At 58.4% G+C, this 19,337-nt stretch carries 13 protein-coding genes; 1 reads left to right on the forward strand and 12 read right to left on the reverse strand.

Annotation, left to right across the window (positions count from 1 at the left end):
- Positions 1-30: 30 nt before the first annotated feature.
- Positions 31-7,341, reverse strand: a complete 7,311-nt coding sequence (locus CPY64_RS12935; RefSeq protein ID WP_096917391.1) for a YadA-like family protein — start codon at positions 7,339-7,341, stop codon at positions 31-33.
- Complete coding sequence (locus CPY64_RS12940) at positions 7,338-8,627, reverse strand: EAL domain-containing protein (protein ID WP_042487061.1); 1,290 nt, start codon at positions 8,625-8,627, stop codon at positions 7,338-7,340. Before CPY64_RS12940 ends, CPY64_RS12935 begins: the two co-directional genes overlap by 4 nt.
- A 571-nt stretch (positions 8,628-9,198) precedes the next feature.
- Here CPY64_RS12940 and CPY64_RS12945 point away from each other — a divergent pair.
- Positions 9,199-9,762 (forward strand): recombinase family protein, encoded by a 564-nt coding sequence (locus tag CPY64_RS12945; protein ID WP_042487058.1) that lies wholly within the window; start codon positions 9,199-9,201, stop codon positions 9,760-9,762.
- 73 nt (positions 9,763-9,835) lie between these two features.
- Here the strand turns inward: CPY64_RS12945 and gspF are convergent, their stop codons facing one another.
- Genes gspF through CPY64_RS12995 form a run of 10 tightly spaced genes read right to left on the reverse strand, consistent with a single transcriptional unit; the run spans position 9,836 to position 19,336 of the window.
- On the reverse strand, positions 9,836-11,038 hold the full coding sequence (gene gspF, locus CPY64_RS12950) for a type II secretion system inner membrane protein GspF (RefSeq protein WP_042487055.1): 1,203 nt from the start codon (positions 11,036-11,038) through the stop codon (positions 9,836-9,838).
- 16 nt (positions 11,039-11,054) lie between these two features.
- On the reverse strand, positions 11,055-12,473 hold the full coding sequence (gene gspE, locus CPY64_RS12955) for a type II secretion system ATPase GspE (RefSeq protein WP_042487051.1): 1,419 nt from the start codon (positions 12,471-12,473) through the stop codon (positions 11,055-11,057).
- Positions 12,470-14,782, reverse strand: coding sequence for a type II secretion system secretin GspD (gene gspD / locus CPY64_RS12960; protein ID WP_042487049.1), 2,313 nt, complete (start codon positions 14,780-14,782; stop codon positions 12,470-12,472). Before gspD ends, gspE begins: the two co-directional genes overlap by 4 nt.
- 13 nt (positions 14,783-14,795) lie before the next feature.
- Positions 14,796-15,542 (reverse strand): type II secretion system protein N, encoded by a 747-nt coding sequence (gene gspN, locus CPY64_RS12965; protein WP_042487046.1) that lies wholly within the window; start codon positions 15,540-15,542, stop codon positions 14,796-14,798.
- Complete coding sequence (gene gspM / locus CPY64_RS12970) at positions 15,539-16,090, reverse strand: type II secretion system protein GspM (RefSeq protein WP_042487044.1); 552 nt, start codon at positions 16,088-16,090, stop codon at positions 15,539-15,541. The genes gspN and gspM overlap by 4 nt, the downstream gene beginning before the upstream one ends.
- Entirely contained in the window at positions 16,087-17,052 is a 966-nt protein-coding gene (locus CPY64_RS12975; RefSeq protein WP_042487041.1) for a GspL/Epsl periplasmic domain-containing protein, read from the reverse strand. The genes gspM and CPY64_RS12975 overlap by 4 nt, the downstream gene beginning before the upstream one ends.
- Before the next feature lie 4 nt (positions 17,053-17,056).
- A complete protein-coding gene (gene gspK, locus CPY64_RS12980; RefSeq protein ID WP_042487038.1) occupies positions 17,057-17,917 on the reverse strand; it encodes a type II secretion system minor pseudopilin GspK in 861 nt (286 codons plus the stop codon).
- Positions 17,914-18,513, reverse strand: a complete 600-nt coding sequence (locus CPY64_RS12985) for a prepilin-type N-terminal cleavage/methylation domain-containing protein (RefSeq protein ID WP_042487034.1) — start codon at positions 18,511-18,513, stop codon at positions 17,914-17,916. The genes gspK and CPY64_RS12985 overlap by 4 nt, the downstream gene beginning before the upstream one ends.
- Positions 18,510-18,869: a type II secretion system minor pseudopilin GspI gene (gspI, locus tag CPY64_RS12990; RefSeq protein WP_009460075.1), complete on the reverse strand. Its 360-nt coding sequence runs from the start codon at positions 18,867-18,869 to the stop codon at positions 18,510-18,512. Before gspI ends, CPY64_RS12985 begins: the two co-directional genes overlap by 4 nt.
- Positions 18,866-19,336, reverse strand: a complete 471-nt coding sequence (locus CPY64_RS12995; RefSeq protein ID WP_042487031.1) for a type II secretion system protein — start codon at positions 19,334-19,336, stop codon at positions 18,866-18,868. Before CPY64_RS12995 ends, gspI begins: the two co-directional genes overlap by 4 nt.
- Position 19,337 lies beyond the last annotated feature (1 nt).

The following is a 19,337-nucleotide window of genomic DNA, read 5'->3' on the forward strand; positions in this document are numbered from 1 at the left end:
GCGCCGATGCACCGTAGAGTCAGGGCCGACTTACCATTGATAACCAATACCCACGGCACCACCGTAATCACCGCGCGAGGTGGTATTGCCCGAGAGCTTGTAAACCCATTTGCCGTTATCGGTAATTCCGGAGAAACCAATGGCCATACCGGACTCTCCACGCCAGGTACCACCAGCCATGGACATCATGTGTTTGCCCGGCAAGTAAGCCTGGGGCAGTGACGCTGTTGCCATGGCGGCCGCCACACCTGCACTCAAGCGGTTATCCAGACGATTGATATCGTGGCGAATGTTGTTGATCTGGCCTTGCAGATTGCCCGCAACCTGATTCAACTGGCTCACGTTCACCGCATCGGTGTCATTGACGCCCGCCGCCACATTGGTGATGTGCTTGCCGGACATATTGATACCGTTCTCGTTGATGATCGGGCCACCGTTATTGATCTGAATTTCATCGGCCTGAACATTCACTGCCGTAATGGAATTGACCTTCAGATCCTGGGACACCGACACCTTGATATCAGCGCCAACGGTCTGGCCTGCATCATTGACCCGGTCCGTCTTGGAGATCACGATGTTGTCGCCTTCAACAAAACCCACGGTGTTGCCATTATGGATAGGTGTGCCGTCACCGGAGCCATTATTGCCACCACCTGTGGAGCCGGAACCATTGCCATTGGAGCCACCGGTATTGCCGCCTTCCTTGCCATCTGTCGGTGCTTCAACATTCCAGTGCATGCTGTCCAGAACATCTTTCAAGGAAGAATGCTGGCCACCGTTGTAAGCAAACGAGCCGTTTCCATCCAGACCAATGAAGGACTCGATAGGCTGGAGCTGACCGTAATTGACGGCATCCGTCGGATTGCGGCCGGCGGCCACATTGGTGATGCGCATATCACCTGCGTTAATGCCAGCCAGGGTGATGCTCGGGCCATTGTTGATGGTCAGGCCGGTGTTACCCAGGTGTACGTCGTTTCCTACCGCAACCCCTGCGTTGTTGATGACGGTATCGCCGGTCTTCAGGCTGCCATCTGCACCCAGATCAATGTCCTTGTTCAGCTTGACTTCAACCTGTCCGGAATCATCGGTGCCGGTCTGCTCGACCGTGACGTTCTTGTCACCGACAAAGGCAACCTGGCCGTTCGGGCCGATATTGGCGCTATTGCCATCCGCATCGGTCACATTCCAGCCAGCGCTGGCAACGTCATTGACTTGCTTGAGCTGGTCTTCGGTCGCCGCCTGACCGCTGGTGTAATTGTCCGGATCCCAAGTCAGATTGGTCAGTCCGCCGATTCGGCCGGTATCACCATTGATCGTGACCGGGTTTGCTCCGCCCACCACGACCTGCGTGCTGCCGATAGCCGTGCTGTTACCGGCCGCATCTGCTACCGTGATCGAACCTGCGCCTACGTTAGTCGTGTCACCGGCGGCATTGCTGACCGTGGTGCCTGCCGCAGTCGTGGAGGTCTTGTTACCTGCACCATCCTCTACAGTCAGACCGTCGTTATTGACGACCGTGTTTCCTGTCGTCAGGCTGCCGTCCGCACCCAGATCAATGTCCTTGTTCAGGTTGAAGGCCAGGTCCGTGCCATCACGTGTGATGTTGATATTGCCGTCGGTGTTGCTAAAGTCCACCGATGCGCCTGGTTTCACATTTTCTGTGGCACCACCATTGGCACTGATGTTCCAGCCTGCGTTGGCAACCTCTTCAACACCCTTCAACTGCGACACATTCACCGCATCGGTGTCTTCTGTGCCAACGGCCAGATCGGTGATCTTCTTGCCACCCATATTGATGCCATCGCCATTGATCACCGGACCACCGTTATTGATGGTGATGCTGTTCAGATCCGTCAGGTTCTGCGCCATGACCAGGTTCAGCTTGTTGCCATCGCTATCAACACGCAGGTTCGCGCCTGTAGAGGCTTCGCTTTCGGCCAACTCACCTGAAATGGTCAATGGCGTGTTATCACCCAAGGTCTTGGCAATGGTGCCGCCGGTGTTGCCGGCAAAGCTCAAGCCGTCATTCTGGGTAGCAACTTCACTGCCCTTGTAAATGACATCACCGCCATTATTGACCACAAAGTTGTCACCCAGACGGGTTTCACCCTGAACGGTCAGGTTGTTAGTAGTGACGCTATCGCCATTGACCACCGTATCACCCACGGTAATACTGTTGCCTACGGTCAGATCATCAGCCAGGTTGAAGGCCAGATCGGTGCCGGTACGCGTAACGGTGATGTTGCCATCGTCATTGCTGAAGTCCACCGAAGCACCGGGTTTGACATTCTCGGCGGCAGCACCATTGGCACTGATATTCCAGCCCGCATTGGCAACGTCCGAGACTTCTTTCAGCTGCGACACATTCACGGCATCGGTGTCATCCGTGCCAGCATCCAGATTGGTGATCTTCTTGCCACCCATATTGATGCCGTCGCCGTTGATCACTGGACCACCGTTATTGATGGTGATGCTGTTCAGATCCGTCAGGTTCTGCGCCATGACCAGGTTCAACTGATTGCCGTCGCTATCAACGCGCAGGTTGGCACCTGTGGAGGCTTCGCCCTCGGCCAGTTCGCCGGAGACCGTCAATGGCGTGTTATCCCCCAGCGTCTTGGCAATGGTGCTGCCGGTGTTGCCGGCAAAGCTCAAGCCGTCATTCTGCGTAGCGACTTCACTGCCCTTGTAAATGACATCACCCGCGTTGTTCACTACAAAGTTGTCACCCAAGCGGGTTTCACCCTGAACGGTCAGGTTGTTGGTGGTGATGCTATCGCCATTGACGACCGTATCACCCACAGTGACGCTGTCGCCGTTGATCACGGTGTCGCCCACCGTAATGCTGTTACCCACGGTCAGATCATCGGCCAGATTGAAAGCCAGATCGGTGCCGGTGCGCGTGACGGTGATGTTGCCATCGTCATTGCTGAAGTCCACCGAACCGCCCGGCTTGACGTTCTCGGCGGCAGCACCATTGGCACTGATATTCCAGCCCGCATTGGCAACGTCCGAGACTTCTTTCAGCTGCGACACATTCACGGCATCGGTGTCATCCGTGCCAGCATCCAGATTGGTGATCTTCTTGCCACCCATATTGATGCCGTCGCCGTTGATCACTGGACCACCGTTATTGATGGTGATGCTGCTCAGATCCGTCAGGTTCTGCGCCATGACCAGGTTCAACTGATTGCCGTCGCTATCAACGCGCAGGTTGGCACCTGTGGAGGCTTCGCCCTCGGCCAGTTCGCCGGAGACCGTCAATGGCGTGTTATCCCCCAGCGTCTTGGCAATGGTGCTGCCGGTGTTGCCGGCAAAGCTCAAGCCGTCATTCTGCGTAGCGACTTCACTGCCCTTGTAAATGACATCACCCGCGTTGTTCACTACAAAGTTGTCACCCAAGCGGGTTTCACCCTGAACGGTCAGGTTGTTGGTGGTGATGCTATCGCCATTGACGACCGTATCACCCACAGTGACGCTGTCGCCGTTGATCACGGTGTCGCCCACCGTAATGCTGTTACCCACGGTCAGATCATCGGCCAGATTGAAAGCCAGATCGGTGCCGGTGCGCGTGACGGTGATGTTGCCATCGTCATTGCTGAAGTCCACCGAACCGCCCGGCTTGACGTTCTCGGCGGCAGCACCATTGGCACTGATGTTCCAGCCCGCGTTGGCAACATCCGAGACCTCTTTCAACTGCGACACATTCACCGCATCGGTGTCTTCTGTGCCAACGGCCAGATCGGTGATCTTCTTGCCACCCATATTGATGCCGTCGCCGTTGATCACCGGACCACCGTTATTGATGGTGATGCTGTTCAGATCCGTCAGGTTCTGCGCCATGACCAGGTTCAGCTGGTTGCCGTCGCTATCAACACGCAGGTTCGCGCCTGTCGAGGCTTCGCCCTCGGCCAGTTCGCCGGAGACCGTCAATGGCGTGTTATCCCCCAGCGTCTTGGCAATGGTGCTGCCGGTGTTGCCGGCAAAGCTCAAGCCGTCATTCTGCGTAGCGACTTCACTGCCCTTGTAAATGACATCACCCGCGTTGTTCACTACAAAGTTGTCACCCAAGCGGGTTTCACCCTGAACGGTCAGGTTGTTGGTGGTGATGCTATCGCCATTGACGACCGTGTCGCCTACGGTGACGCTGTCGCCGTTGATCACGGTGTCGCCCACCGTAATGCTGTTACCCACGGTCAGATCATCGGCCAGATTGAAGGCCAGATCGGTGCCGGTGCGCGTGACGGTGATGTTCCCATCGTCATTGCTGAAGTCCACCGAACCACCCGGTTTCACGTTCTCTGTGGCGGCGCCATTGGCGCTCACATGCCAGCCCTGAGCAGCGTATTTGATCGCATCGTGCACCGTGTTTTCACCGGTATCACCGATATTGCTCATGCTCAGAGTGCCGTTGGGGGCCAGTGTGGCATTACCACCCAGGATGTTTTTCGTGGTGTTGGCTACATTGCCCAGCACCGAATTCGTGGCATACAACTGGCTGCCATTGATCGCATCCGTGCTGCTCGCGCTGATCCGGCCTGCGGCCACATTCGTCACTGTACGTTTTTCCTGCTCCGTACCCACGCTGACGGTAGCAACAGGACGATCCCCGGCAAAGTTACCGTAGTTCAACCCGTTCAAAGAGGCATTCGAGGTGCCAACCGCGCCTGCTGTCTCTGCACCATCGCCCAGCGCTATCGAACGTGCATTGCCTGCACGTGCGCCCTGACCAATAGCGACGGCACGGTCGGCCGTGCTGCGGGAACCGTCACCCAGCGCAATCGCTTGTCGTTCAAGAGCCCAAGCATCACGGCCCTGTGCAATCGATGCCTCGCCAAAAGCATGAGCGCCCTTGCCCTGTGCCTGTGCATAATCAGCGGTGGCCTGAGCTTCGCGTCCTACTGCAATGCTGCTATTGAACTCGGCAACGGAATCCGTACCCAGCGCAATGGAGTCGCGGTTCCTGTCCTGATTTTCGACATCAGGATTAGGCTGGCCGGAGCGAGCACGCGTGCCCATGGCAATACCACGCGCCGCAAAGGTCTGGGCATCCGTACCGCTGGCCTGGGCATCACTCGCATCAGCCCGCGACCGGGTACCAAACGCCATGGCGTCACTGGCCGTTGCCTCCGCATTGCTACCCTGCGCGATACCGCGAGCAGCATTCACCACCGAGTTTTTACCAATCACAATCCCTTCCACTGCTGTGGAACTGGATTCTGTACCAATCACAATCGAATTCTCGACAGAGGGACCGTTTGCCTGGCGATCCGTATAGGAATCCCGGCCAATTACGATGGAGTTCTTGTCACGGCTAACGACATGCGTACCAATCGCTACACCACTCTCGTCGCGCGCCTCGGATTGGGAATTACCGATGGTCGTGGAGTTCACCCCCAAGCCCTTGATGTTGTGCCCCATCACCACAGAGGACGCTCCCTCTGCCCCTGCCATATACCCAATGGCAACCGAGTCTTTCTCCTTGGCAGTCGCATCCGGGCCGATGGCAATCGAATCAATGGCGGTAGCAGCAGCACCATTATTATTCTTGTTGCCCTTGTCCACACCACCATCATTGACACTGAAGTAACCCGTCTTGCTGTCGGCAATCTGCTGGCCCCAATCCTTGTCGACCTTCTCGGCCAGCTTTTCATAGTCCACTGTCGCACCCAGCGTCACCTGATCTACTGCCGATTGCAGCTGGCGCACGTTCACTGCATCCGTATCATTGGCACCGTCTTCCACGTTCACAATACGACGTGTGAACTCACTGCCCGCCTGGCTACTGCCAACCGACACTGCACTTCCATCGAAGCCTCTATTGGTGAACCGGCCCAGACCGGACACATCATTTTGTGCGGCATAAGAGTTCAACCCCAGGGCCACAAAATTGCTGTCTGCATGTGCATTAGGACCAATGGCTGTACCCGTTCCCAATGCCGTTGTCTGACGGCCCACCGCGACCCCGGTATTACCGGCAATCGCCTTGTACCCAATCGCCACGCCTTCTGTTTCAGCGCCGGAGTCCTCACCAATACCGATCGCACGATTGGATGACAGCCCACGATTCGCATTCTTGCCCAGGCTGACATTGCTATCGCCAATGATATTCTGGCCAGCATCTCGGCCAAGCGCCACGTTCTCGTTGCCATCCACGCCATTGCCGGTGCCATCACCCAGCGCCACATTGAACTGACCTTTGACGTTCTGACCACTGGCCTGACCGATGGCAATATTGTGCGAACGATCACCCGGCAGATGATTGCCAGTCGCCCGGCCAGCACCATTACCGATAGAGATATTGTTTTCTGCATCAGCCTGAGCACCCAGACCCAAGGCGATCCCGTTAGCCCCACTGGCCTGTGCCTGCATACCCAAGGCAAGCGCATTATTTCCACTCGCCGCTGCTTCGCGGCCTACCGCAACGCTGGCCAAACCGCTGCTCTGACTATCCTTGCCAATCGCAATCGCCGCCTCCGGTTTGGGTCGACTGTCTGCGCTGGCGACACTGGCACCGTCACCCAATGCAATCGCGCTCTGGGCATCGGCCAAAGCGCCCTGGCCTGCAGCGATACTACGATCACCCTCTGCCTTGGACTCAGGGCCAATTGCAATGGATTCTTCGCCGTTCGCCTCGGCGTCAGGCTGCTCTGAATTGGCACGGAAATACTTCACACCAGGATTGGTATCATCCACACCCAAGGTGGTCAGACGATCGTTGACCGTTACCAAGCCTGCTTCAGCCGCTCCAATGCGGCTACCATGATCAGCAATAACCGTTTCATTGTCCGAGATTCGGGTGTCATGGGCCGTAATGGCTGTTTCATTATCCGTAATCCGGGTGTCATGACTCGTAATGGCCGTTTCATTGTCCGTAATGCGAGTCCCGTGATCCGTCAGAGTGGACTCATTACCCGTAACACGAGTTTCCAGCCCATCAATCTTGGTCTGCACATCGGCAGAAGTTGCATTGAGCTGCGTCAGGGTCGCCACAGACTCCCCACCCACCGTAATCTGATCGGCACTCAAGACACCGGAGATGGTCAGGCTGCTCAGCCCCACAATGCTGCCACCACCCACAAATTGGATAGTACCGCCGGGGCTGGTGAAGTTGATGGTGTTGTCCTGACCGTCGCCAGGAATCTCGACAACAGCCCAGGCATTGCTCACCGCCAATGCGCTGGCTGTCAACAAGGCAAGCAATCCCATACGTGCGGAGAAAGACGAACGCTTGCCTCCCTTTACGCAAGAAGAACTGCGCTTCCCTTTTGCTGCCTTGTTCTCTGAAACGGCAACAAATGTTCCAGTCTGCTCATTCCAGATGGTTTTATAGATGTGATTCATCTCTGTTCCTGATCCTTTAAGGAATACCTGTTGAGTGCAAAGTTGGTGTGTGTGGGGTTGAAACTGTCTCTAACGGACAAGGGTTCCGCCCCCTCCCATGGGGGTTGAACGCAAGGAGATGCAATGAAGTAGCCCTGGACGGCGTGCACACCGGCATCGACGCTCAGCTGGAAATCCAGCTCCGTCTCAATGCCTTCTGCGATGACGTATTGGCTGATGCCGCAAGAGGTCTGAACCAAGGAGTTCAGGGCGGCGATCCCGTCCTTGTGCCGTGCTTGATGCACCAGGGCTTTATCAATTTTTATGACGTGAGGACGGATCTGGCGGGCCAGATCCAGGGTGTTGAATCCGGCCCCAATATCATCAATGGCGACTTTGCAGCCCAGACTGCGCAAGGTGCAAAGCAGCTTAGCGGCAGCCTTATGATCAAAGACGCAGGCCGTCTCCGTGATTTCCAAAGTCAGGCGACTGGCCAACTGCGGAGCATTGCCCAGCACTGCGATCAACAGCCGCCACCACGGCCCGTGCTGCAAGGACAAGGGGGAAATATTGCAGGCCAGGTGGATGTCCGGATAACGCTCCAGTAGCTGCACCACCGACCAAAGCACACTGGCATCAAGGCGTTCCGTAACATGCAGGCGCTCAATCGCCTGCACAACGGGCGCACAAGAGCCTGACTGGCAGCCTGAATCGGCATCATCCCAGCGCAACAGCGCTTCGTAGTACAGAACGTGTTCGCGGTTCTGCACAAACACAACGGGCTGAAAGGACAAGGCAATCTTGCCGTCTTGCATATCTGCAAAGAAACGGGATGCCAGCGCCATGTCTTGTCGAGTCTGGTCGCCGTCCTGCGGCTTGATCTCGGAAAAGGCAATCGTGCTTGCCAGCGAACGCAGATGAGACAGGCAGACCGGCTGGTCAACAGACGCTTCCACCCAGGCCAGTACCACATTCACCAGGATGAGCTCGGAGCCGCATCTGACAGGCTCGTGGCACAGGGCCGCCTGGCAGCGTTCCAGAAACAGGTCCTTGTCAAACTGGGTGGGCAAGCGGCAATCCGTCAAGCCAATCAACACCACCTGGTCAAGTACCAGGATGTCGCTACGCACGACGCCGTAAGGACGTAGACGCTCCTGAATGGCGGACAAAAGGGCTTGCTGGAGCAGGCGCGCATCATAGGCCTGAGCAAGCGATGCCAGGCTGCGCAGCCCTAAAAGCAAATAGCTGCTTGAAGGAGTAACTTGCTGCAACCAGCAGGACAAGGACTCTACCGACCGGGCGCCCATTACACGCCCCGCATCGTCGGCTGGCACTCTGGACGCTGAGTCTGAATCAGCGCCTGGCTTTCAACCTGGCAGCGGTCAAAAAGCCTCCTTTATGTCAACATCCATTCCATAACAAATAGACACGTTTGTACGTGGAAATTACGCTGAAAAGGATCATTTCGATGCGCTATTCGGTTGGGACTAAAAGGAGGCTTCTTGTCAAAATCGCAAGCCTATTTACGCCTTTTCTTAACCATTGTTGACGCTTGCCTATGGCTGGCTGCAACGTTCTTCAGAAAGTGCATCAGCCAGACCTACTTCGTGTTGACACACATGTGGCCGCCGCTAACACTTAATCAGTATCTGCATCTGAAACACAGCGTTAATAAAAAATTACGTAATAGTTTTTATTGCAATACGAGCTACCTCAATCGCCGTTTACGTGGCAGCAGGTTTGCATGCGGTTAGTAAAACTTGGCATCGCGTGGCCAACATTCCACTAGACCATCTTGGGTTTACTAACATCGACTGCATTGAGATGTCGTCGAGTGGGAGGGGGGAGGCTGCGCTTTGCGCTAGGAAGATGGGTACTATGAGTAAGAAATATGGATATGCACGCGTTTCAACACAGGATCAAAACCTGGACCTACAGATCGCGGCTTTAAAAAAGGTGAATTGTGATCATATCTATACGGATAGAGGAGTATCCGGCGCTAAAGCAACGCGTCCGGGATTGAATCACCTGCAGCGAAAATTGAAATCGGGCGACACGCTGATTGTCTGGCGTCTGGATAGACTGGGCAGGTCATTGCGCTATTTGGTCGACACCATTGATCGCTTGGGCAAAGAAAATATCCATTTCATTTCCCTGACGGAAAATATTGACACCACCACATCGGGCGGCAGATTGCTTTTTCATATGATGGCCGCCCTGGCCGAATTTGAACGATCGCTTATCAGTGAACGTACCCGCGCGGGAATGGCCGCTGCACGTGCCAATGGCAGGCCACTAGGCCGGCGCCCTGCCCTGTCGCCAGCCCAACACAAGGAAGCCCTTATTGCGCTGACCAATCAGGTTCCGCTGGAAATCGTTGCAAAAAAATATGACGTACACCCCAGGACGATACGTCGTATCAAAGCCATGTCCTCATCCTAGCCAGGACCGTGCCGGGAACGTGAGCGGTAACAGGCACTGCCGCCACACATCAATAAGGCGGCAATGCCGCCTTTTACTGCACCAGCTGATTCATCTCGATAATTGGCAGCATCACCGCCAGCACAATCAGCAAGACCAAGCCCCCCATCAGCAGAATCATCAAAGGTTCCAGCAAGGCCGTCATGGTCAAGGCTTTGCGCTCCAGTTCAGTTGATAAGGTCGTCGCCGCCCGATCCAGCATGGGCGCCAGTTCACCGGTTTTTTCACCACTGGCAATCAGTTGCACCAATAAGGGCGGGAACAAGGCACTGCGCTGCAAGGCGGTAGCCAAAGGCAGGCCCTCGCGCACATGAATGGCAGCCTGGTTCACGGCATCGCGCAAGGCCAGATTGGACACGGTACGCCCGGCCGCCTCCAGGGCGGTTAGCAAGGCAACATTGCTGCCAGCCAGAATCGCCAGCGTAGCGGCGAAGCGAGCAGTGTCCACCCCCAGCAAATATCCCCCCAGAACAGGCACGCTTAACAGGCGTCGGTGAAAGGCCAGCTTCAAGGCCGGCTGTCGCAGCAGGAAGGCCACCAGCACAGCCACCAATACCAGCAAAACAAATAACACCACCCCCCACTCACGCAGCAGATCGCTGGCGCTGATCATGACGCGAGTCAACATGGGCAATTGCTGCTTGGCCTGGGTGAAGGCCCCTACCACTTGCGGGACAACGTAGCTCAGCAGGAACACCACCATCGCCACCGAAATCAGGCTGACGATGGCTGGATAGATAAAAGCTGTCAGCACCTTGCCACGCAAGGCTCCGCTGTCCTCGATGAAACTGGCCAGACGGTCCAGCACTTTTTCCAGCTCGCCAGACTGCTCCCCTGCCCGCACCAATGCTCGGTAAATCTCAGGAAAGTCACGCGGATGATTGGCCAAGGCATCGCTCAGGCTTTGCCCTGCTCGGATATCAGCACGCAAGGCGGCCAGCAATTGCACCAAAGGCCGACGCGTCGCCTGTTCAATCACCACACCCAGGCTGGCCTCCAGAGACAAGCCCGCCGCCACCAGACTGGCTAACTGACGGGTTAGCCAGGATAGCTCGGTACGGCGCAGCCCCGCACTGCGGGCACGAGCGGCAGCCCGGCTACGCCCTGCTTTCAGGGAAACCGTCAACAGACCTCGGGACAGTAACTGCTGGCGTGCCAGCCGTTCGCTCTCGGCCTCCAACACCCCCCGCTCGCTGCGCCCGGCCTGGTCCACCGCTTCATAGTGATAGGTACCCATGCTGTCTCGCCCCCCCCTATAACTCGCGCGTGACGCGCAATACTTCTTCAGGGGTACTGATGCCCTGTTCTACCCAACGCTGGGCATCTTCACGCAAGCTGCGCATACCCGATTCACGCGCGGCCTGACGCAAGGCGGGCTCGGCTCCGGCGGCATTCAACAAGTGTTGAGCACGTTCGTCGATGCGATACAGCTCATGAATACCGGTACGGCCTTGATAACCTGTGTGGGCGCAATGCTCGCAACCATCCGGGCTGGCCCGGTACTGCCCGTGCTCGGCAGGCTGACGACAATGTCGGCACAGCTTGCGTATCAGCCGCTGGGCCAGCACCCCGCGCAAGGTGGAGGCCAGCAAGAAGGGCTCCACGCCCATATCGACCAAACGCGTCGCCGCTGACACGGCATCGTTGGTATGCAAGGTAGCCAGCACCAGATGCCCCGTCAGGGAAGCCTGCACCGCAATCTGCGCGGTTTCCAGATCGCGGATTTCCCCGATCATGATGATGTCCGGGTCCTGTCGCAATATGGCGCGCAAGGCGCGGGCAAAGCTCAATTCAATACGGGGATTGACCTGCGTCTGGCCTACGCCGGGCAGGTCATACTCAATCGGATCTTCTACCGTCAGCACATTGCTGCGCGCCGTATCGACTCGCCCCAGGGCCGCATACAAGGTGGTGGTCTTGCCACTGCCGGTAGGCCCGGTAACCAGCACAATGCCGTGTGGTTGATGAATCAGCTCATCGAGCTGAGCCAGAATATCCGGGGCCATGCCCAGACGCTCCAGCTCCAGTTGCCCGGCGGACTTGTCCAGCAAGCGCATCACGGCCCGTTCGCCATGTCCGGTAGGCAGGATCGAGACACGCAGATCCAGCGCTCTGCCCCCCACTTTCAAGGCTATACGACCATCTTGCGGCAGCCGTTTTTCGGCAATATCCAGGCTGGCCATGATCTTGATACGCGACACCAAAGCACCATGCAAGGCTCGGCGCGGACTGACGATATCGCGCAGGCGGCCATCCACCCGGTAGCGCACGACCGAATGGGTTTCATACGGCTCCAGGTGTATATCACTGGCACCATCCCGCACCGCCTGGGTGAACAAGGCGTTGATCATGCGGATGACTGGCGCATCGTCCTGATTTTCCAGCAAGTCAGTGACAGCGGGCAGTTCCTGCATCAGGCGATCCAGGTCCACCTCATTGGCCGCCGCATCCACCACGCTGGCGGCATCGTCGCCCTGGGCGTAACTGGCATCAATCAAGGTATCCAGTTCCGCATCAGGCACTTGGCGCTCGTCCAGCTCGGGATAGCGTCGCCGCAACTCCACCAGAGCCCAATCCGGTGTGCGCTCGCTAATCACCAGCGTGCCCACACCTTGCTGCTGCGTCAGCACCGCTCGATGCTGACGTGCCCAAGAGTACGGCAGACGGGTCATAGCGTCTCTCGCAGGTCCACGGTTCCGGACGAGCCTCCGGCCTGCGGCAAGACCATGTGTCCCGCATCCGGATGGAACCAGGTGGAGCGATCCGGCAAGCCTGTCTGCACGGCACGCATGTAGTTGTAGCGGTCCAAAGACAGGCTCTGGCTGTCTTGCGCATTACGCACGATATGCGGACGCAGAAACACCATCAAATTGGTTTTGGTGCGCTTGCGTTTTTCGTACTTGAACAGATTGCCTACCAGCGGGATATCGCCCAACAAGGGAACAGATTGTGTGCCGTCCTCAATCGAGTCTTCCAGCAAGCCACCCAGCACAATGATCTGCCCATCATCCACCAGCACATTGGTGCTCAGCGCCCGTTTGCGCGTGACAGGCGAATTGGCCGATACCGACATGGCGGTATCAATGCTGCTGACCTCCTGATACAGCGCCATCTTGACGGTACCACCCTCCGAGATCTGCGGACGCACTTTCAAGGTCAGGCCCACGTCTTCACGCTGAATGGTCTGGAAAGGGTTGCTGGCCCCATCGCCCGTGGTGGTGTATTGCCCCGTCACAAAAGGCACGGTGCGGCCCACCATGATGCTGGCTTCTTCATTGTCCAGCGTCATCAGATTGGGAGTAGACAGAATATTGGTGCCGCCCTGGCGTTCCAGCGCACGCGCCAGAACACCCAGATTGACCACTTGCTGGCCCAGCACATTTACCGTGCCTTTCACTACCCCCAGACTCAGACCGGCAGCCAGCGAATCCAGTGTGGTTGCCCCGGCCTTGGTGATGCCGCTACCGCCCAGATTGGCACCGCCCACAAAGCCCGAACCACCATCGGCGATATTGCCACCGCCCGTCATCCACTGAATACCGAACTCGGCGGCATCCTCTGCATTCACTTCCACGATCAGACTTTCCACCAGCACCTGAGCACGCCGTTGATCCAGTTGGTCGATGACTTCACGCAAGCTGCGGTAAACCGGATCGGGAGCCGAAATAATCAAGGTATTGGTGGACGGGTCGGCTTGCACGGTTGCGCCGCCCGCACTGAAGGCCACGGTGCCACTGGCATTGTTCGCAGCACTCAAACCCAGTTCGCCTTGAGGCTGCTGGCCCGTCGTTGCCGAGGTCGTCATGACCTTGGCTCCGCCAGTGGTATTGGCATTGTTATCAGGAGCCAGACTGTTGTTGTTCTGCTGCTGACTCCCGGTAGACACGTTCCCCGAACCCGATTGTCCGGTCAAGGCGGCTCGGAGCACTTCCGCCAGCTGCACCGCCTGGGCATTACGCAGATAGACCACGTGCAGATTGCCCTTATTGCTTTCCGGGCTGTCGATACGGCGTATCAGGTCACGCGCCAGATCCAGACGGGCCGGACTGCCTGCCCGCACCAGCACGGAGTTACTACGCGGATCAGCCACTACGGTAATACGCTGCGCCACATCGTTGCCGGGCGTGTCCAGCATCTGCGAGGCCAGTGCCGCCACGTCCAGCGCCACCCCGTAATCAATCGGGATGATGTCGGTATTCAAGCCGGCGGGAGTATCAATCCCGGCAATCACCTGGGCAATACGGTCCAGGTTGTCGCCATAGTCCGTCACGACCAAGGTGTTATTGGAGGGGTAGGCATTGATAGGGTTGTTGGGCGAAATCATGGGCCGCAACACAGGCACCAAGGCCGTGGCGTTTTCATAACGCAGGGTGAACACGCGGGTTTCCAGCTCGCCGCTACCGCTGGCCCCGGCACCAGCGGCACGCACCGCGCCACCTTGTTGACGCGCTTCGGCTTCAGGCACCACTCGGCTGACCTTGCCATTGCGCAGCACCGCAAACCCTTGCATGCGCAAAGCCGACAGCAGCATCTCGTAGGCGGTGCGGGCATCGACCGGTACCTCGGACACCAGGGTCAGTTGTCCTTTCAGGCGTGGGTCCACGATGAAGTTCTGGCCGGTAAAGCGCGCCAATGCCGCCACAACCCCATCCAGCTCGGCATCCACAAAATTCAGCGTAATGTCGTTACCTTGCGGAAACTCGGCCGGGTCGGGCAGGTCGATCGGCGCAGCACTGCCGCCAACTCGCTGCGGAACCCGACGCGTCACGGCAGGAGAAGGCGTATTGCTATTGGCAAAGCGCGGGTCAGCCTGAGTACTGCGGACAGGCGTCTTGCCGACCGAAGCAAAAAACGAAGAAGGATCGGGGCCGGGTTCAGGCTTCTGACCATTGCTGGCACAGGCGCTCAACAGCACGGCTGCACCCAGGCTTAAAAGGAAGCGAGGCCGCAGCCCAGGAAGTCGTTTAGTCAAGGTACTCATAGTCAAAATATCGTTATTCCTGCTTGCTAGTCGTTGTGGCTATTCGCCATTGGGTTACACCCTGACGCTGAGGCCCCAAGGCCTCCAATAACTCTTTGAATCGTTGATCGTCGGCTTGTTTGGCTTGTGCGCGTCCTTCAAACTGCCCACCCTGCGGCCCCCACTGACCCTGACCTGCCAGGGTCAAATCCCCCGCCAAGGTACGCAGGCTTAACTGCACGCCCTGCCCCTTGCGGCTGACCGCCAATTGGTAATCCCCCAGTTCCGCCTGTGCGGCCAAAGCGGAACGTGCACTGCGCCAATCCAGCTCCAGCAAAGGCCCGGTTTCAGCGGCCAATGCCTGGCTGGGCCAGCGCAGCTGCAACTGTCCTTGCGGTTGCACGGTCTGCAGCAAGGGATGCAAACGCCCTAATAGCGCGGCGGGAGCCGCCAGGCTTTGACCCGAAATACGCCAACCCTGCAGGCTGGCTTGCAGACGCACAGGCTGATCCAGCCAGCCATGGCTCAATTCCATTTGTGGCCAGGGCGTCAGACGCCAGCGCCAGCGGACAGGGCCGGGAACGGTGCGGGCCAGCAGACCCGAACCGACTACCAGCAAGCCTTGCCCGGAAGCCAGACTGCCGTGGGCGGTTTCCAGCCGTAGCGGCAACTGCTCGGGCTGCCAGGCCAGCATCATGCGGGCAGGCAGAAAGGGCACGGCGGCCAACAGCAGGCACAGCACCAGCAAGGCCCACGCGGTGATCTTTGCCAGTTTTTTCATGAAGGCTCTCCTGCACGCAGCACAATGCGGCCATCCAGCAGACCGGCGCGTTCCCGGCTATCGACTACAGAGCGACTCAGGCTGACTTCCTGCACGGCAAAGCCCAGCACACGGGGGGCGTGCATCAACCAATCCATCAAGGCGGGAGCCGCCACGGCCTGGCAGACCAGAACACGCTGCTCAGCCTGAGGCTCCTCTGTCTGGCACTGGGTACCCAGGGTCTGCAAGCTGCGCTGCAAGGCCTTGTCTTGTCCTTGCGCGTCCACAGGCGCTACCAGTTCTTTATCCAGCACCTGAATCTGCGCCAGCACGGTTTGCAGTTGCGCCATCTCGTACTGCAGGCGGGGCAGCTCCTGTTTTGCCAGAGCCAGATCACGAACGGCAGGACGTAGCAGCAGCAACCACAGCAACATCAACACCAGCAAAGCGCCCAGGACCGACAGGGCCAATTGATCCCGACGGCTCAGGGCTTGCCAGTACTGTCTGGCTACCGAAAGCTTGCTTTGCAGGGTCAGCAGTACAGGCTGGAGGGCCGTGAGTTTGCTCATTGCTGCGCCCCCTGCGGGCTGGACGCCTGTGCTGCTTTGCTGAAGCCAATTTCCCATTGACGGGCGGACTCGCCCTGCTTCCACTCCAGATCCGATTCAGCTGGCAAAGGCTGCGCAGGCAGCTCGCTGGCCAGTGTCAAAAGCAATTGCTGATCCTTGAAACTCAATGCCCGCACCTGTCCTTGCAAGGCCGGCCACTGCACGGCGCTGGCCATCAATAAACGATCAAAGGGAGCCGAGGCCGGGCTCTTCTCAGCCAATAAACCATCGCGATGCTGTCTGGCCTGCGTCAAGGGTGCGACGATAACGGGCAAGTGCGGCAAGGCTTGTCGAACCGCCTGCTCCATCTGGGTCTGCACCTGCTTCATCTGAGAGCGCAGCGACTGCGCCTGCTGCTGCAAGACCAGGGTCCAGCTCAAGACGGCGGCCAAAGTCCACCACAGGCTTTGTCGCAGCACGCTGTTTCCGCCACTGGCGGCCATCTCCGGCATCAGCAAGGAGCAGGCGGGTACGGTCAGTGTTTGTCCTTGGCCTTGTCTGTCTTTCTCGTGGCCATCGGACCAGGCATAGACTCCGCTCAAAGGCAGCCCCAACTGGCGCGCCAGCTCTCCCAAGGCCAGCAAGGGCTGGCGCTCCGTCCAGGCCAATTGACTCATACCGGCCGGCCCCGGTGCCGAACAAGCCACCCACACCTGTTCGATAGGGCTCAAGCACATAGGCTCGACCGCACTGCATGCCACGGCTTGCCGCCGCGAAGCACTGACCGAAGGAATACGCGCTTCAGTCACCGTCGCCATCCCCGCAGGCAAGACCAGCTCCAAAGAGCGGGCCAGACCCTTGAACGCCTGCACCTCTCCCCGCCCACGGCGCAGCACCCTGGCGCGCTTGTCCCGCAGCACAAAATCCACCGGCTGATCCAGCCTTGGCGGAGAGTCCAAATAAATACGCAGCACTTTGCTCATCACTTCAACGAATCCAGACAATCCGGCTGCGATCCGCGGCCCTGTTGATCAGGGCCTGGGTCGCCACCCGGCTATGGTCAAGTCGCAACTCACCACTTAATAAAAACCACTCACTGCGCACGCTCAGCGTTTGCCCTTCCAGCGCCTCCTGACGTTGGAGGCGGGCTTGCACATCGGCCTGATCCCGAAACCACTGGCCCCGGTCGCGCTGCTCCAGCAGGCCTTGCCACTCCACCAGACTGACGGAAGGCTGCACCGCCGCCAGCACCTGGGCACTGGCGGTATTCACATTCAGGGATTTGGCTTGCGGCAAATAGCTGAGATAAGGCTCCAGCTGCTTGGCCTGTTGCGCCGCATTGGGAAAGAAGTCCTGCAAATGAGAGGGCCAGGGCGCTTGCCCGGCCTGCGCCCGCTCCAATCGCTGGGCCAGCTCCAAAGCCAAAGAGGGTTCCTGCTGCACACTGCCCAGCAACTGTTCCAATGCCTGCACATAGCGGGCCTGAATACGGCCATCGCGCAGCAATAAAGCCAGATTGAATTTGCCCTGCTCGTCCTGGATATAGCCGGAGAAGTAAGCTGCGCGGGTCTTGTCCGGTGTCTCTATCTTCAGCTCGCTCAGGGCCTGCGCCCACAGCCCACCTTTATGCGTCACAGCCGAACGCTGCGAGTCCAGACGCAAGACCAGCACAGCCCAATCCAGCGCACCACGCAGCAGCCAGTTGGCCTGCATGTAATCACGCTCGCTGGCCAACTGTGTTGCCAGCCCACTTTGACGCTGGACGATGCCCATGGTGGCAATGGACACCGCCATCACAACGACCAACGCATTGATCACCGCCATGCCCTGTTGGGTTACCCGCTTCATAGCAGCATCACCACTTTGCGATACGGGTGCTCCTGCCCTTCCAATTGCACGGTCAGCTCTATGCCAGTCGCCGCTGCTCCGGCCTGCTCGGGCCACGGCCAGCTTTGCCAACCACGCGCTGGAATCCAGATACGCAAGTTCCAGGCAGTGACCTGCTCCAGCACATCTTGCAAAGGGCTCAATTCAGGCAAGGGGTAAGCGGTCCCAGCCTGAGCAATGGCACGCTGCAACACGCCCTGCTGCAAGCGCCATTGGATCTGCTGGGTTCCCGCTCCGGATTCAGTACGACGCTCAATCATCAGGATGGCCGGGCCCTCGCCCTTGGCCTGCCAGCGAATACTGGCAGGCAATACCGCCATCGCCCCCGTCGGGTCTGCCGGACCTGGCACAGGAGGCAAATGCAGTTCCAGATCCCGGCCCATTTGAGACAAGACATTGAACAAGGCCTGGGTCTGGCGCGCCTGTCGACCAAGTTGCTCATCCGCATGCAAGACCGCGTCCAGGCCGCGCCAGGACATCAGGCTGATCAAGGCCATGATGGTCAGAGCCACCAGCATTTCCACCAAAGTGAAGCCTTCCTGGCCGGCGTCTGTCATGGCAAGGACGCCAAGGTCGCGTGCAACTCGGCCAGCACGGGGCCTTTGGGCATGGAAGCCTGGACCGTTACCTGACGAAAGAAACGATTGGCCGTGGCTTGCACGGTTTGCTTGCACTGCAAATTAAGAGGCCCCTGGCGACACGGCACCACGGTTTCACCCGGTTCGGGAAACAGGCGGCGCAAGCGCATCTCGGCTACCACGCCATCAACGGCCAGCAAGGCCAGGCTGCGTTCATGCATGGCCTGGCTACCAGAGGCACTAAGGCCCAGCGCACGCAAGCCGGCAGTCAAGGCTACCGAGACGATTGCCAGCGCAATCAGGACTTCAATCAAACTCATGCCACGCTCTGTCATGACTGCACATCAAAGCGGCCCGTCGGATCACTGCGCAAATGCAGGACCTCGTGGCCATCATCCAGCTCCAGCTGACGCGGCGCGGACAACCATTCATTCACAAAAACCCACGGTCCCGCCGGCTCCAGGCGCACACGCACTGACTCCATAGTCCAGGATCGCTGAGGAAATAATTGGGCAAAGCGGGCCTGATCGCGCAGCCAGCCCGGCGTAGGACTGGAGCCATCGGTAGCGTCCGGAATCAGGCTGAAGCGATAACCCTGCTGATCCGCCGTCCAGGCCACGCTGCGCCCGCTTTCACGCACATAGCTTTGCAGTTCGGCCAGCCGCAGGGCCAGTTGACGGGCTTCTCGCTGTATCCCCTGATCCCGGTCCAGTACCAGCACGCTTAAGCCTGCGCTGCTGACAATGCCCACGATCAGCAAGACCACCAGGGTCTCGATCAAGGAAAAGCCCCGCTGTGCCACA

This window comes from Alcaligenes faecalis (genome assembly GCF_002443155.1).
Lineage (GTDB): Bacteria > Pseudomonadota > Gammaproteobacteria > Burkholderiales > Burkholderiaceae_B > Alcaligenes > Alcaligenes faecalis.

What these genes read in the sequence shown, in the direction of transcription:
- CPY64_RS12935 (WP_096917391.1), bottom strand. Translation starts at nt 7,341, where the DNA reads ATGAATCACATCTATAAAACCATCTGGAATGAGCAGACTGGAACATTT.
- CPY64_RS12940 (WP_042487061.1), bottom strand. Translation starts at nt 8,627, where the DNA reads ATGGGCGCCCGGTCGGTAGAGTCCTTGTCCTGCTGGTTGCAGCAAGTT.
- CPY64_RS12945 (WP_042487058.1), top strand. Translation starts at nt 9,199, where the DNA reads ATGAGTAAGAAATATGGATATGCACGCGTTTCAACACAGGATCAAAAC.
- gspF (WP_042487055.1), bottom strand. Translation starts at nt 11,038, where the DNA reads ATGGGTACCTATCACTATGAAGCGGTGGACCAGGCCGGGCGCAGCGAG.
- gspE (WP_042487051.1), bottom strand. Translation starts at nt 12,473, where the DNA reads ATGACCCGTCTGCCGTACTCTTGGGCACGTCAGCATCGAGCGGTGCTG.
- gspD (WP_042487049.1), bottom strand. Translation starts at nt 14,782, where the DNA reads ATGAGTACCTTGACTAAACGACTTCCTGGGCTGCGGCCTCGCTTCCTT.
- gspN (WP_042487046.1), bottom strand. Translation starts at nt 15,542, where the DNA reads ATGAAAAAACTGGCAAAGATCACCGCGTGGGCCTTGCTGGTGCTGTGC.
- gspM (WP_042487044.1), bottom strand. Translation starts at nt 16,090, where the DNA reads ATGAGCAAACTCACGGCCCTCCAGCCTGTACTGCTGACCCTGCAAAGC.
- CPY64_RS12975 (WP_042487041.1), bottom strand. Translation starts at nt 17,052, where the DNA reads ATGAGCAAAGTGCTGCGTATTTATTTGGACTCTCCGCCAAGGCTGGAT.
- gspK (WP_042487038.1), bottom strand. Translation starts at nt 17,917, where the DNA reads ATGAAGCGGGTAACCCAACAGGGCATGGCGGTGATCAATGCGTTGGTC.
- CPY64_RS12985 (WP_042487034.1), bottom strand. Translation starts at nt 18,513, where the DNA reads ATGACAGACGCCGGCCAGGAAGGCTTCACTTTGGTGGAAATGCTGGTG.
- gspI (WP_009460075.1), bottom strand. Translation starts at nt 18,869, where the DNA reads ATGACAGAGCGTGGCATGAGTTTGATTGAAGTCCTGATTGCGCTGGCA.